Raw genomic sequence first — 14320 nt, 5'->3', positions numbered from 1 at the left:
AGGCTTTCATGGGAACACTTCATCGCGACTCACGTCGCTCCCATACGTTGGAGACAACTGGTAGGAGCACCGGGACGGCGCCCCTATAGAGACGAACCGCTACGGAGCGTAGCGAACGTTCTCAAAGATCTTCTGCAGTCCAGCCCTCGCGGCACTTTCATTGGCCGCAATCGTTTGCGCATAAATCAGGCAGATCCAGCCTTCACCGCAAGGCTTGCGGGCATACAGACCGAATTGCTTCGCATACGCGCTGCTGCTGTCGAGGCCTTTATGCGTGTACCGGACCGTCAGCGCTGGGTCTTTACCGAGATTGAACTCCGAGTACTCGGGCGTGCTGTATTTTTCGGGCTCTTCGTCCTGATAAACGTTCACCAGGAACTCGGCGGAATCTTGTAGCGTGGCCGCCGTTTCTTCCGGGTAGACATGCAGATTGGCTTCAAGTGCGTAGGTCTCGAAGTCGACCTTTACCGCCTCGAGACTGACGTTACGCCCGCCACCCTCGATCGCTTCGTTATTGGTGACGATCCAGTTGCCCGGGAGCTTGAAGCTGATGCCTTCCTGCGAATAGGGCTTTGTGTTCTTTACATCCGGGGCGTCGATAGGACGCGCTTTTACGTCCTGGGCCAATGCTCCGAAAGACGAGCAGCCAAGCGTGACGACAACAGCAATAAGTGCGGCAGCCTGCATGAAACCTTCCGATGGTGAATGGGAGGCGAGATGCTCCCACAAGAATTGCTGTTACACAATCTCGCAGGGAAGGGCGTGGCTGGATTCCGCTTTACGAGGAGAATCGGCGCGGCATTGCGCCGCGCCGTGAATACTCGGATTACCGCAACTGCAGCATCACCACGGACTTCGCTGGCAGATCAACCTTCAACTGGCCACCTTCCACACGGGCGCCACGGAACTCGGTGGGCTTCACCGCTTCCGGCTGTTCGAACGTATTGTGCGAAGTAATCTTCGGTGCGGTAAGTATGCGGCCGGTCACCGTCGAAGCATTCTGTCCCTGCAACCGTACAGACACCGTGGTGTTCCGGTTCGCTTCCAGGTTGGTCAGCGCCACATAGGTGTGGCCATCCTTGCCGCGTACCGCCGAACCATGCACGCTGGGTATCGTCGTCTTGCCAAGCTTGTACTCGGGAGCGGCGATATCCAGCGGCAGATAGGTGGCGTCCTTGAATGGCTTGTACATTTCGAAGACGTGATAGGTGGGTGTGAGCAGCATTTTTTCGTCTTTGGTCAGGATCATCGCCTGCAGCACGTTGACCATCTGCGCGATATTGGCCATCTTCACGCGGTCCGCATGGCGGGCGAAGATGTCGATCGTCAGCGAGGCCACCAGCGCGTCGCGCAGCGTGTTCTGCTGATGCAGGAAGCCCGGATTGACGCCCGGCAGGCCGGCGTGCCACGTGCCCCATTCATCGACGTAGAGCGCGACCTTGTTGTCCGGGTCGTACTTGTCCATGATCGCCTTGTGGCGGGTGATCAACTCGTCCATCTTCAGCGCGGCCGAGAGGCCCTCGATCCATTCGTCCTCGTTGAATTCGAACGACGAGCGCTTCGGTGGCCAGCCGCCCGTCACGGCGTAGTAGTGGATCGACATCGCACCCATGTGCTTGCCGGCGTCGCGCATCATCACTTCGGTCCAGTTGTAGTCGTCGGAGTTGGCACCCGCGGCGACCTTGACCGTGTTCTGGCCCGCGGCAGGCTTGACGAAGGTCTGATAGCGGCGATGCAAGTCCGCCGCGTACTCGGCGCGCATATTGCCGCCGCAACCCCACAGCTCGTTGCCGACGCCGAAGTAGGGCAGCTTCCAGGGCTTGTCACGGCCGTTCTTGCGGCGCTCCTGCGCCAGCGTCGATTTCGTATCCGAGGTGATGTACTCGACCCACGAGGCCATCTCTTCCGGCGTGCCGTTGCCGACATTGCCGGAGACGTAGGCGTCGGTGCCGATGAGTTCGGCGAAGTCCATGAATTCGTGTGTGCCGAAGGTGTTGGGCTCCTCGACACCGCCCCAATGGGTATTGACGCGCGTCGGCCGCTGGTCGCGCGGGCCGATGCCTTCACGCCAATGGTATTCATCGGCGAAACAGCCGCCGGGCCAGCGCACCACCGGCACTTCCAGCTGCTGCAGCGCCTTTACCACGTCGTTGCGATAACCGCGGGTGTTGGGAATCTTGGATTTTTCGCCCACCCAGATGCCGCCATAGATGCCGAAGCCCAGGTGCTCGGCGAACTGGCCGAAGATATTGCGGCTGACCACATCGCCGGGTTTGTCGGCATGCAACGTGGCCTGCACCGCCTTGGTGTCGGTTGTCTGCGCAGCGCCGGTGGCCGGCAACAGCATCGCGATGGACAGGGGCAGCACCCGCAATAGCTTCTTCAATCTCATTGGGGAATCTCTGGTAGGAAAGGGGAATATCAACCGCGCTTTGTTCAGGGTAGTCGCAGATTACAGTCGGAATCGTGTGTCGAGCGAAAGTGGTCCACGCGTCAGATGCCGGCAGAGTCGGCCAGGAATATCGAGTTCATCAATCGCCCTGCGTTGCGGTGGCGGATGGATGTACGGCATGGATCGCCGCCCTACGATGTGCGCTTTCGCGGGGCAAGGCGCTTGGCAGCGGATAGCGCCGGGCGCTTCCGTGATGGGTCAGGATCTTCATGCAAATAACCCCTCCCGGTTATCGGCTTGAAGGCCGGAGCTCGCATAGCGGCTAGCTCCCGACTTCCTAGATTGTGATGAGTGGCGGAATGCGGAGAATAGTGCGAAATCGAGGATAGTCGGCTTTGCGATAACCGGCCAATGAATTAAATGGACTTTGTGATATTTGAATTGTTATGCACCCCGCTGCCTTGGTAGAGCGGAGCTGCGCTCCGCGGTAGCGATGCGTCAGTAACAACGATGCCGTCGCAACGGCAGAAGATAGGGAAATGGCTGCTTAAGTAAGTGCTGAGCCCAGGAGGCGTGGCAAGCCCCGCCCCCGATGACAGAAACACCGCCCACCATATCTGAGTTGACATGGCGTCAACGGGGGAAGCGTGGCTATGCTCCCCCGTTCGAACATTGCATGGAGCCCCAGGTGACCGCATCCCAACTCTTCGGCCACATCGGCGAAACGCCAGTCCATTCTTTCCGCCTCGGTCAGCCGGATGGGCTGCAGGCAGAGGTGCTGCAATACGGCGGCATTCTGCGAAGCCTCAGCTTTCCCAGCCGCACAGGGCGCAAGGAGTTGGTGCTGGGTTTGCCCACATTGGAAGACTATCGGCGCGACACCGCCTACCTGGGCGTGATAGCCGGGCGTTTCGCCAATCGTATTGCTGGCGCGCAGTTCGAATTGGACGGCCAACGCTTCCAACTGACTGCCAATGAAGCCCCCAATCACTTGCACGGCGGCGCGGTCGGCTTTGGTCGCCAGGTGTGGCAGGTGTTGGATGCATCGTCCGACAAGCTGTCTCTAGGCTATCGATCCCCGGCGGGGGAGGAGGGTTATCCTGGCACGCTGGACGTCACCGCCACCTTCCGGCTCCAGACCGATGCGATGGAACTCCATCTGGAGGCGCGCACCGATGCCGCCACGCCGGTCAATCTGACCAACCATGCATATTTCAATCTCTCTGGCGATCCGCAGTTGCCGGTTGCCAAACACCGGCTCACTGTTCCCGCCGACCGCTACCTTCCCGTGACCGACGCGGCGATGATTCCCACAGGTGAAATCGCGGCAGTGACGGACACACCCTTCGACTTCCGCACCAGCCGGCCGATCGCCACCACCGAAAAGTATCTGCAACTCGCATTGGCGGGTGGCTACGATCATTGCTTGGTGATGGCCGCAGGGCATCGCTATACCGCCGAGCTGCATTCTCCGGAGAGCGGCATCACCCTGCGCATGATCAGCCCCATGCCGGCAGTCCAGTTCTACGCTGGGCAGAAGCTTCATCTGGGACACCCCAGCCTGGGCCACGGCCTTTGCCTGGAGCCGCAGGGATTTCCCAATGCGCCCAACGAGCCAGGATTCCCCAGCACCATCCTGCGTCCAGGCGAGGTGTATTCCCACCTGATTCGCTACGAACTGCGAAACGACGACTGAGCGAACAAATACGTCGTTCCTTCATAGGTGGGCCTTGGCCCCCTATGCGATTGGTAGAGCCGAGCTTGCTCGGCTGCTCTTCGGTGGGGCAGCGCGAAAAGCAAGAGCAGCGGAGCAAGCTCCGCTCTACGAGGTCAGTCTTCGTAGGGTGGGCCTCGGCCTCCCCTACATGGCCGCCGATATTCTGCGTAACCCGCCCGCGGCCAGCGCCATCAGAAGCGCCGTCAACACCGCCAACGCCAGCAACGGTGACCAAGGAAGCGAGCTTCCAAACGGACGTACTTCATACGCCGGCATGCTGTCGAAATCAGCGCGTGTGAAGCGGCGTTCCTGGAACAGGTAGGGATAGAAATACAGCCGCAGTTGCTTGTGAAAAGCGGAAATCCGGTCCTGATAGGCCAGTTGCGCATGCAAGTCTGTATCGGCCAGTCGGTGCAAGAGGCTTTGTGTGGCAACCCCGGGCAGCAGCCAACCGGCTCGATCAGACCACGCCTGGCGCGCCAACAGACTGTCGCGATATTCGGCAACTTGCCCAGCGACCGCATCGTCACCCGCCTGATGCATGGCGTAGTACCACTTCCAATGGAAGCGGCCCACGACGGGCGGCGTACCACGCCATTCCGGGTGCGTACGGAAGAAACGTTCGAACGTGGCTTCCTTGGGCTGGTCCCAACCCGAATGCACCCACTGGCGCTGCGCCAACATCAAATCCACACCACGGCCAGCGGGTATGGCGCGATTGATGACGGTATTGGCCAGCGTAGGAAGCAACAGGGTGATGGCGATCCAAATACCGATCAGCAGCATCGCGCTGGTGGCCGAACCACGCTGCCGCGCCGCCGCCCATGCCGACACCGCAAACCAAAAGGTAATGTACAGGCCAGCCACGGCCAGGACGGCAAGCACTTGCCAGCTCCATGCTCCCGCGTACGCGGCGCCAGCCAGGAACGGCAGCATCAATGCCGCTAGCACCAACACCCCACGTAGCAGAATCCGGCGGCGCCAGATGCTCCCCGCATGATGGGAAGCGGTCGCCATCAACAATCGCAAACGACCGCTCTCGCGTTCTCCCGTAACCAGGTCGTGCATCAGGGCGATCACTACCAGCGGCATCAGATAGACCAACACGAAGGCGAAGTCGAACGTGCCCGGCAAGACCAGTTCCGCGTTGAAGTTTTCCGATTCGTAAAGCTGCGCCTGTAGTCCCAGCAGCCGAACTCGCAACAGGTAGGGCTGGACATCTCGCTGGCCCAGCGCGGCAAACGCCAGCGGCGCAGGTGGATCCCACGTGGCATGGAAAGTGTAGTAGCCGGTATCACCCGCATCCTTGCCTTCGCCGGCATGCTGGCCGGCTTGGGTTGCCATCTCTTTCGTTTGCGTCTGCATTGCCCGGGCGATAGTCGCCTGTTGCAGGGACACCGCATGCAGTCCGGCCACGACCGCCGCCGTGCAGACGGTGAACAACAGCGCCAGGGCCGCAACGGCAATGCGCGAACGCATGATCAAGGCGAATTCGGTACGCCAGATACTCATCGCGCACTCCTTCCCAGGCGATTGCCACGCCAAGCCAATAGTGCAAGCAGCGCAAGCAGCCAGAGCGCAAGTACCGCCAAGGGCGTTATCAGTTTCGAGGGTTGCGTCATCGGATCGACAGGGTGATAGGAGAAGCGCGGCAGCGTTCCCCATTTTTCGTGCGAGATACGGGTGTCCTTGTCGCCTTCGTACGCGACCTCTTCGGCATGCATGCGGTTGAGTTCTTGAATCAGGCGATATCGATAACCTTCAGCCTGGGCCAGAAAGTTCTGGTGGCTGCTCAAATCGGTGCCGGCCAGATACATCGACAGCTGGCGCACGGCGATCACCGGGCTCAACCAGGCCGCGCCACCAATCCATCGATTCTGTGCCGCTTCGAGCGCGAAAGCGCGCTCGGCATAACGGTCGAACAGGGCGCTGGTCAGCCGCTCACCTTCCATCGTGACCAAGCCGGAGTAGTTGACCGGAAGGTCCTCGATGCGGGAGACGTTGTAGCGTTGCAACACCTGCTGGCGAAACGCATTGAAGTAAGGATCATCAGGATTGTGGCTGTCGCCGATCGCGGCCAAGTCGTGGTGGATGGCGATGTCGGTTTCCAACCGCGTCGGCAACGGATATTGCTGCTGTGCCAAACTCGGCGCCGTGCGTGGAATCAGCATCACGCTGACGATCCAAATGCCGACCAGCAGCAACAACGCATCACGTCCACGCTGAGACCAGGCGGAAATTAGAATGCTGAGCGTCACCCATCCCACCAGGTACAACAGGTAGGTGGCAATGGTCCACACCACTGCCGACAGACTGGATGCTCCGAATATGGCACTAGCCATCAGAGCAAGTGCAGCTGGCAGCATCACCGCCAGCGCAATGCTGGCATGGCCGACCCACTTTCCGAACAATAACTGCGCGCCGCTCACGCCTTGCGACAGCAGCAGGCGAAGATTGCTGCCTTCGCGTTCGCGGGTGACGGAAGCGAACGCGAGAAAGACGATCAACAACGGCACCAGCGTCTGCAGAACGAATGCCGGCGAAAGCTGCCCAAACCGCATCAGCAGAGAAGACTGGCGAACATCGGCGAAGTTGGCGCTGTTCTGTCGGTGCCCCTCCAGGAACAGCGTGTTGCCGGTATAGGCATCCACACCGAAATCGAAGAACGCTAGCGGGCTGAGCGGCCGGAACACGAACTGCCCGTAGTGCACCATGCGATGAGGATGGCGATCCGGCTGCGCCTTGAACTGTTCATCAACCATAGCTTGGTAATGCTCGCGGGCTTGGGTCAATGACCGTCGTTGCTCGTGGCTCACCCATGTGGCGGTCAGTACCAATGCCACCGTCAGCAGACTGGCGGCCAAGGCAACACGGTTACGCAGCAGCAACCGCCATTCTTCCCGCGCAACGCGCAATGCGATCGAAAGCCACTTCATGACGGCAGGTTTTCCAAGGCGTAGCGCTTGTGCAACGCTTGTACGTCGAAACGCTCCTGGCCTTCAGCGGCCAGTTCCGTGTCCAGCCGGCCTTGGTACAGGAAGCCGATACGGTCAGCGACGTCCGCCGCTCCCAGCAGATCGTGCGTCACCATCAGGATGGCGACGCCTTGGGACTTCAGTGTGGCCAGCAGCTGGTTGAACTCGGCGGTCGCGCCAGGATCCAGGCCGGAGGTGGGTTCGTCCAACAACAGCACCGGGGCGCGTCGCGCTAACGCCAATGCGATGGCAACTTTCTGCCGCATGCCTTTGGAGAAGCCGGAAACGCGCCGATCCCAGGCATCCTCCGGCAGCCAGACTGCCTGCAATGCCGGTTCGACAACGGCTTTCTGATCACGTAGCACCTGTGCCAACGCCAGGAAGTAATCGATATTTTCCAGGGCGGTGAGATGGTCGTAAAGCGCAACGCTTTCAGGCACGTAGGCCATCTGGCGCCGGGCTTGCGCTGCATTCGAATAAGGATCGACGCCGCACACCGACACCGTGCCGGACGTAGGCGCAATGAAGCCGAGGAACAGGCTCAAGGCCGTGGATTTTCCGGCGCCGTTGCCGCCTAGCAAGGCGTAGACCTCACCTGCGTGTACGTGGAGATTCAGGCCTTGCAATACCGGTTTGTCGCCGTAGCGGTATTCCAATGCATCGGCTCGCAGCGCTGCTGGCGCCGTATCGGTAGTTACTTCCATTGTGGGTACTCCAAAGATGTCTCGATCAACAGAAATCAGAACTTGGTTTGCACGCCGAGGGTGACCGTGCGACCTGTGCCGGGCGTGACCCAGAGCCGGCTGACGGAACTGCTGTAGTAGGTTTCGTCCAGCAAGTTATCCACGTCCAGCGAGAGGCGCAGACGTGGGCTGATGCGCCAATAAGCGACCAGTTTTCCGGTGGTGTAGGCGGGAAGTTCGAACGCCCGCACACCGGCATCGGCGTCGGCCTGTGTGCGGGTTTCGCCCAGGCGTTCGCCCATGTGGGTGACGCCGGCGCCAATGCCGTAGCGACTGCCGTTGCTCAGTATGTTCTCGTAGACGCCCAGCACGCTGCCATTGATACGTGGCACGTTGATCAGCGAACCATCCACTTCCAGCGTGTTGTCCTTCAGCACATCGACCTGGTCATAGACGAAGCTGCTGTTGATTCGCCAGTGTTCGGATAGCTGGCCGGAAAAATCCAATTCCACACCGCGGCTGCGTACTTCGCCCGAGTTAGCCGAAAATCCCGGGTTTGCAGGATCGGCGGTCACCACGTTGCTCTTGCGGATGTCGAACAGTGCGAGCGTTGCACCCAGCTGGCCGCTGGCGCTTTGCCATTTCGCGCCGGCTTCCACCGCGCGGCCGCTCTCGGGATCGAACGGATTCGCTTGCGCATCAGTGCCGATATTGGGCCGGAACGAACGGCCTGCGTTGACGTAAAGCGTCCATGCTTCGCTGGGGAGATAGCTCAGGCCGATGCGTGGTGAATTCTCATGAGGCTGCTGGCGAACCCGAGCACCGGTGCGGCGGTTATCCAACGTCTGCTCATAGCGATCCATTCGCAGTCCGGCCATCAACCGCCAGCGTTCGCCCAGATGAATCGCATCCTGTACATACAGCGCGACGTTGCGTTGCTCTTCGCGGGTGTCGGTATTCGGCAGTGGATCCGGGCGCGGCTGCCCGTAAACGGGATTAAGTATGTCGATCGCGTAAGGGTTGGCCGCACTCGGATTGATCCGAAGCATGCGTTGATCCAGCGAGAAGTCATAAGCCTCCGTGCCCACCAGCAGCTCATGCTGCAGGCCACCCATCGCGAAGCGGCCCTGAAGTTCGGCCTGCAGTGCCACATCTTCCGATGCGTAGTCGCGGTACCGATGCTGGCGACGTAGCGTCCGGCCGTCGGCCATCAGCGCATGTGCTTCGGTGGAGAATCCGTGCAGCGTTCCTTCGCGATAAGAAAGACCCGCTCGTGATGTCCATCCCTCCGACCACTCGTGTTCCAGTACCAGTTGATGCGTCTGGTTGCGTATCGTGATGTCGCCGTCGCCAGGTTCGCCCAGGAAGGCTTCGCGCGAGACTCGGCCCAGACGCCCATCGACAGAAACCACGCCGCGATCCAACGGTGTTTGATGGCGTATCCATTCGCCGCTGTAGTTCAGCTGCGTCGCGTCACCCAGGCGCCAAGCGAAAGCGGGAGCGACGAACTGTCGCTGCGAGTGGATGTGGTCGCGGAAACTGCCGCGATCTTCCGCGGCCATATTCAATCGATAAGCGAAGTCTTCAGTGAGCGGTCCAGTGCTGTCGAGGGCAGTGCGGTAGCTATCGTGACTGCCGGCATAGGCTTCCAGTGCGTGTCCCCATCGCCATTGCGGCTGCTTGGTGACCAGGTTGACGGTGCCGCCCGGCTCACTGCTGCCGTAAAGCGCGGCCGCCGGACCTTTGAGGAATTCCAGGCGCTCGATGTTGGCCATGTCGCGGGGCGCATTGAAACCGCGATTGCCGGAAAACCCATTGAGCAGCATCGAACTGCCGGTGTTTTCGTTGCCGGGCAACCCGCGAATGGCGATGTTGTCCCATAGCCCGCCGAAGTTGTTCTGCCGCGAAACACCGCCCACGTAATCCAAGGTGTCATCCAGCCGCGTGGCGCCAAGATCATCGATAGCCTGGCGCGACAGGATGCGTACCGATTGAGGCAATTCCCGCAGCGGAAGACGACTCTTCGCACCGCTGGCCTCGTCCGCGTAGTACGCCCCCGCGTCCTGGCGGCCGACTACTTCCAAAGCATCGAGTTCGGTGACGTCGTCTGCAGCATCGGCGACAGGGGAAGGTGCGGACTGCGCCAGCGAAGCCGCCGACCACGGAAGGGAAAGACAGGCAAACAAACACGGCGCTAGGCGGATTCGAACAGTAATGCTCACGGGGTTCTCGGTGGGGAATAGGGCAGGCGGTCGGCCCGTATAGTTATGTTATAACGTATTTTAATGAGTTTGCCAGCTCTGGCTATCGGGCCAGTCAATCACTGCCATCGCAGGGATACCGACAACCGTTCTAGCCGGCTCAGATTCTCGGATGGCTTCCTTGTGGGAGCGACGTAAGTCGCGACCGTAGCCAGCCAGCCGCCCTTGAACCCTGAACTGATCAGGTCCGGCTGTGTGGTTGATCCCTAGCGCTCCGAAATCGTTCAAGGCATCGCTGCCGAGGTGCTCGCCCGACGATGTAGCTGCCGAACACAATGCGTCTACCAGAACAGTTCCGGTGTCGATCAAGCCATCGATTCTTCGTTTTCTCCGCTGATAAATGCGTTTACTTGCATCGTCGCCAACCGTCGTACTATTGACTCAACGACGTGATAGAAATCAGGTCGTAACGTCCGCGCAGTGGAGTAGATCACGCGACGGACGGGGAAAAGGGGTTCTACAGTTGTCGTAAACAATGCAGGACCGCTCCGGTAGCTGATTCAGCCAGGGAGCGTTAGGAAAACGCGCACAGGATTGGGGAATCCAGATGGCACAAGGAAGGACCACGCTCGCCGTTGTTGGCGAGCGGGACGAGCAGACGACGGCTGAGCCGCTGGAGGACCTGGCGCTTGCAGGCCTGGTCTTGCTTGCGCAGTTCCATGGCATCCCGGCTGATGCCAATCAGCTGGCGCACCAATACGGGCGCAGCGATGAGTTGTTCGATGAAACCATGTTGCTGCTGGCCGCCAAACAGCTAGGCCTAAAGGCCAAGTTATCGACAGTTCCGACTGGCCGGCTCGATAAGATTTCGCTGCCCGCGATGGCCTACCAGCCCGACGGCGGGCATTTCATTGTTGCCAGGATCAACGACCAGCAGGTGCTGATACAGGACCTGCAGCTGCGCCGTCCTCAAGTGCTATCGCGTGAGCAGTTCGACGAACGCTACGGTGGGCGATTGCTACTGGTCGCCTCGCGCGCGTCGGTACTGGGCGAACTGGCCAAGTTCGATTTCCGTTGGTTCGTCCCGGCAATCGTGAAGTACCGCAAGATCCTGCGGGAAGTCTTCATCGTTTCGCTGTTCATCCAGCTGTTCGCCTTGGTCACGCCGTTGTTCTATCAAGTCGTTATGGACAAGGTGCTGGTGCATCACGGCATGACCACGCTGCATGTCATCGCCATCGGCATGGCCTCAATCGCCATCTTCGACGTGGTGCTGAATGGCTTGCGTACCTACGTGTTTTCCCATACCACCAGCAAGATCGATGTGGAGTTGGGTGCACGATTGTTCCGCCACATCCTGGCGCTGCCGTTGGCTTATTTTGAATCCCGTCGCGTCGGCGAAACCATCGCCCGTGTGCGTGAGCTGGAAAACATCCGCAACTTTCTCACCGGGCAGGCATTAACTTCGGTACTGGACTTGTTGTTCACCGTCGTGTTCCTGGCGGTGATGTTCTACTACAGCGGTTGGTTGACGCTCATCGTGCTGCTGTCGCTGCCGATCTACGCACTGTGGTCGGCGGCTATCACACCGGTACTGCGCAAGCGCCTGGATGAGAAGTTCGCGCGTGGCGCCGAGAATCAATCCTTCCTGGTCGAAACGGTCAGCGGCATCGGCACCGTGAAAGCCACCGCCGTCGACCCGCGCATGGCACGCACCTGGGACAACCAGCTGGCGGGTTACGTAAGCGCCGGCTTCCGGGTTTCCCGTCTGGCCAACATCGGCCAACAGGGCGTGCAGTTGGTCCAGAAGCTGGTCAGCGTCGGCGTGCTGTTCTTCGGTGCGCGGCTGGTCATCGAAGGCAAGCTGTCGGTCGGGCAATTGATTGCGTTCAACATGTTGGCCGGACAGGTGGCTGCGCCGATCGTCCGGCTGGCACAGCTATGGCAGGAGTTTCAGCAGGTCGGTATTTCGGTCGAGCGGTTGGGGGACATCCTCAATACCCGCACGGAAATCCCTGGCAGCCGGATGGCTCTGCCAGCAATCCAGGGCAGAGTGACCTTCGAACAGGTGGCGTTTCGCTATCGGCCCGACGCAGCCGAGGTGTTGTCCGGCATCGATCTGGAAATCGCTCCCGGCGAAGTCATCGGTATCGTCGGCCGCTCCGGCTCTGGCAAGAGCACGCTGACCAAATTGGTCCAACGACTTTATGTGCCCGAACGCGGCCGAGTGCTGATCGACGGGCATGACCTGGCGCTGGCCGACCCGGCGTGGTTGCGCCGGCAACTAGGCGTGGTGTTGCAAGAGAACTTCCTGTTCAACCGCAGCATTCGCGAGAACATCGCGTTATCCGATTCGGGCATGCCGTTGGAACGGGTCATCCAGGCGGCGAAGCTGGCCGGCGCGCACGAATTCATTTTGGAATTGCCGGAAGGCTACGACAACAAAGTAGGTGATAACGGCACCGGGCTCTCCGGCGGACAGCGCCAGCGTATTGCCATCGCCCGCGCCCTGGTCACCAATCCACGCATCCTGATTTTCGATGAGGCCACCAGCGCACTGGACTACGAGTCCGAGCATGCGGTGATGGCGAACATGCGCGCCATCTGCCAAGGGCGAACGGTACTCATCATTGCGCACCGGCTGTCCACCGTGCGCCTGGCCAACCGCATCGTGGTGGTGGAGAAGGGGCGCATCGTCGAAACCGGGAGCCATGACGACCTGGTCGACCGTCCGGGCGGGCACTACGCCCACCTCTATCGCCTGCAACAGGGCCACGCATGAAGCACATCTTTGCCGCCGCAGGAGAGTTCCTGGGACGCTATCGGCAGGCCTTCGCCGCTGCCTGGTCGGTCCGCGACAAATTGGATCCGCCCCAGCGCAACGAGGACGAAGTGGCGTTCCTGCCAGCCCATCTGGAGCTGGTCGAAACACCCACTTCACCGGCCGCCCGCTGGACGTTGTGGCTGATCATGGGCTTCTTCTGTCTGGCGTTGCTGTGGGCGATCTTCGGCAAACTGGACATCGTTGCCGTGGCCCCTGGGAAAACGGTCGTCAGCAGCCGGACCAAAGTCATCCAGTCAGCCGAAACCGCGGTGGTGCGCCGCATCCTGGTACGCGACGGCCAAACGGTGAAGCAGGGCGACCTGCTAATCGAACTGGACGCCACCGCCACCGGCGCCGAGTACGAGCAAGCGGACGAAGCATTGATCAACGCGCGATTGGCCGAGCTGCGCTACGCCGGCATGGCAACCGCGTTGAACAAAGGCACGATGCCTTCCACGCCGGTCGATGAAAGCCTGCCCGCCGCCCGCCTCACCGCCGAGTGGCAACTGGCCACCAGCGAGATCGCGACCTTCCAGGCCAGACGGCAAAGCCTGTTGGCCAGCATCGACCAGCGGCAAGCCGAAGCACAAACGGCGCTGACCCAGATAAAACCCCTGGAAGAAAGCGTGCGCATTGCCCGCGAGCGTTCCGCCGACCTGGAGAAGCTACTGGGCAGCCGATACGTCTCCCGCCACGAATACCTGGCCCGCGAACAGGAACGCGTGGATATGGAACGCACCCTGGCAGCCCAGCAAGCACGACTGCAGGAAACTCGCTCAGCTATCAGCGGCGCCAGCGAAGAGCTCCGAGTCCTCGAAGCCGACATGCGCCAACAAACGCTGGACGGTCTACGCCAAGCACGTGAGCAGGTCGCCCAGTACGGTCCTCAGGTCACCCGCACCCGCCAACGCGACCAGCTGATGCAGTTGCGCGCTCCAGTCGATGGCACCGTGCAGCAGCTCGCCATCCATACTGTAGGTGGCGTAGTCACGCCCGCGCAGGCTCTGCTGGCGGTAGTGCCCAGCGAAGAAACCTTGGAAGTCGAAGCCACGGTACTCAACAAGGATATTGGCTTCGTAAGGCCGGGTCAGCGAGCGACGGTCAAGGTCGAGAGCTTTCCCTACACCCGATATGGCTACCTGGAAGGCACCGTGGAAACCGTATCGCACGACGCAGCGCAGGACGAGAACCTGGGGCTTGTGTTTCAGTCGAGAGTGAAGTTGAGCGATGCCACGTTGGTGATCGACGGCGTCAAGGTGACGCTGACGCCGGGAATGGCGTTGAGCGTGGAAATCAAGACGGGAAAGCGGCGGGTGATTGACTACCTGCTGAGCCCTCTAAAGCAGCATTCTGCCGAGTCGCTGCGTGAACGTTGAAATCGTTAACTCTGCACTTGATGGAGTGGTCGAATTGGAGATGAACACATAGATGTTTAAGATTATTGCGCTGGTATTCATTGCGCACATGTTCGTAGTCGGTATATGTGGAATTGTCGTTCGGCTCCATGTAGCCAGCTTCCTGCTGGCGA

9 protein-coding genes are annotated in these 14320 nt (G+C 60.4%); 3 read left to right on the top strand and 6 right to left on the bottom strand.

Features of this window, described 5'->3' with window-relative positions; translation table 11 throughout:
* Window positions 1-99: 99 nt before the first annotated feature.
* Window positions 100-687: a hypothetical protein gene (locus AADW18_RS02695; RefSeq protein ID WP_337341799.1), complete on the bottom strand. Its 588-nt coding sequence runs from the start codon at window positions 685-687 to the stop codon at window positions 100-102.
* Between the two features lie 139 nt (window positions 688-826).
* Window positions 827-2347 (bottom strand): alpha-L-arabinofuranosidase C-terminal domain-containing protein, encoded by a 1521-nt coding sequence (locus AADW18_RS02690; RefSeq protein ID WP_337342106.1) that lies wholly within the window; start codon window positions 2345-2347, stop codon window positions 827-829.
* Window positions 2348-3080: 733 nt separating this feature from the next.
* On the opposite strand from AADW18_RS02690, the gene AADW18_RS02685 reads away from it, so the two are divergent.
* Window positions 3081-4088 carry an aldose epimerase family protein gene (locus tag AADW18_RS02685; protein WP_337341798.1) on the top strand — a complete coding sequence of 336 codons (1008 nt, stop codon included), beginning with the start codon at window positions 3081-3083 and terminating at the stop codon, window positions 4086-4088.
* Window positions 4089-4253: 165 nt separating this feature from the next.
* On the opposite strand, the gene AADW18_RS02680 is transcribed toward AADW18_RS02685, so the two are convergent.
* From AADW18_RS02680 to AADW18_RS02665, 4 genes are read right to left on the bottom strand one after another with little or no spacing between them, the layout of a single operon-like run.
* Entirely contained in the window at window positions 4254-5621 is a 1368-nt protein-coding gene (locus AADW18_RS02680) for a DUF3526 domain-containing protein (RefSeq protein ID WP_337341797.1), read from the bottom strand.
* Window positions 5618-7045, bottom strand: a complete 1428-nt coding sequence (locus AADW18_RS02675) for a DUF3526 domain-containing protein (RefSeq protein WP_337341796.1) — start codon at window positions 7043-7045, stop codon at window positions 5618-5620. Before AADW18_RS02675 ends, AADW18_RS02680 begins: the two co-directional genes overlap by 4 nt.
* On the bottom strand, window positions 7042-7788 hold the full coding sequence (locus AADW18_RS02670) for an ABC transporter ATP-binding protein (RefSeq protein ID WP_337341795.1): 747 nt from the start codon (window positions 7786-7788) through the stop codon (window positions 7042-7044). The genes AADW18_RS02675 and AADW18_RS02670 overlap by 4 nt, the downstream gene beginning before the upstream one ends.
* Before the next feature lie 35 nt (window positions 7789-7823).
* Window positions 7824-9989 (bottom strand): TonB-dependent siderophore receptor, encoded by a 2166-nt coding sequence (locus AADW18_RS02665; protein WP_337341794.1) that lies wholly within the window; start codon window positions 9987-9989, stop codon window positions 7824-7826.
* Between the two features lie 586 nt (window positions 9990-10575).
* On the opposite strand from AADW18_RS02665, the gene AADW18_RS02660 reads away from it, so the two are divergent.
* Window positions 10576-12750, top strand: coding sequence for a type I secretion system permease/ATPase (locus AADW18_RS02660; RefSeq protein WP_337341793.1), 2175 nt, complete (start codon window positions 10576-10578; stop codon window positions 12748-12750).
* Window positions 12747-14168, top strand: a complete 1422-nt coding sequence (locus AADW18_RS02655; RefSeq protein WP_337341792.1) for an HlyD family type I secretion periplasmic adaptor subunit — start codon at window positions 12747-12749, stop codon at window positions 14166-14168. The genes AADW18_RS02660 and AADW18_RS02655 overlap by 4 nt, the downstream gene beginning before the upstream one ends.
* Window positions 14169-14320: the final 152 nt, after the last annotated feature.

This window comes from Pseudoxanthomonas sp. CCNWLY206-1 (assembly GCF_039710385.1).
Classification (GTDB): Bacteria; Pseudomonadota; Gammaproteobacteria; order Xanthomonadales; family Xanthomonadaceae; genus Pseudoxanthomonas_A.
Note: the sequence above shows the minus strand (reverse complement) of the source record. Positions and strands in the feature narration are given on the sequence as shown.

Bases quoted from the DNA above. Each gene is read 5' to 3' on its own strand.
- AADW18_RS02695 (WP_337341799.1), bottom strand. From the start codon at position 687: ATGCAGGCTGCCGCACTTATTGCTGTTGTCGTCACGCTTGGCTGCTCG.
- AADW18_RS02690 (WP_337342106.1), bottom strand. From the start codon at position 2,347: ATGCTGTTGCCGGCCACCGGCGCTGCGCAGACAACCGACACCAAGGCG.
- AADW18_RS02680 (WP_337341797.1), bottom strand. From the start codon at position 5,621: ATGAGTATCTGGCGTACCGAATTCGCCTTGATCATGCGTTCGCGCATT.
- AADW18_RS02675 (WP_337341796.1), bottom strand. From the start codon at position 7,045: ATGAAGTGGCTTTCGATCGCATTGCGCGTTGCGCGGGAAGAATGGCGG.
- AADW18_RS02670 (WP_337341795.1), bottom strand. From the start codon at position 7,788: ATGGAAGTAACTACCGATACGGCGCCAGCAGCGCTGCGAGCCGATGCA.
- AADW18_RS02660 (WP_337341793.1), top strand. From the start codon at position 10,576: ATGGCACAAGGAAGGACCACGCTCGCCGTTGTTGGCGAGCGGGACGAG.
- AADW18_RS02655 (WP_337341792.1), top strand. From the start codon at position 12,747: ATGAAGCACATCTTTGCCGCCGCAGGAGAGTTCCTGGGACGCTATCGG.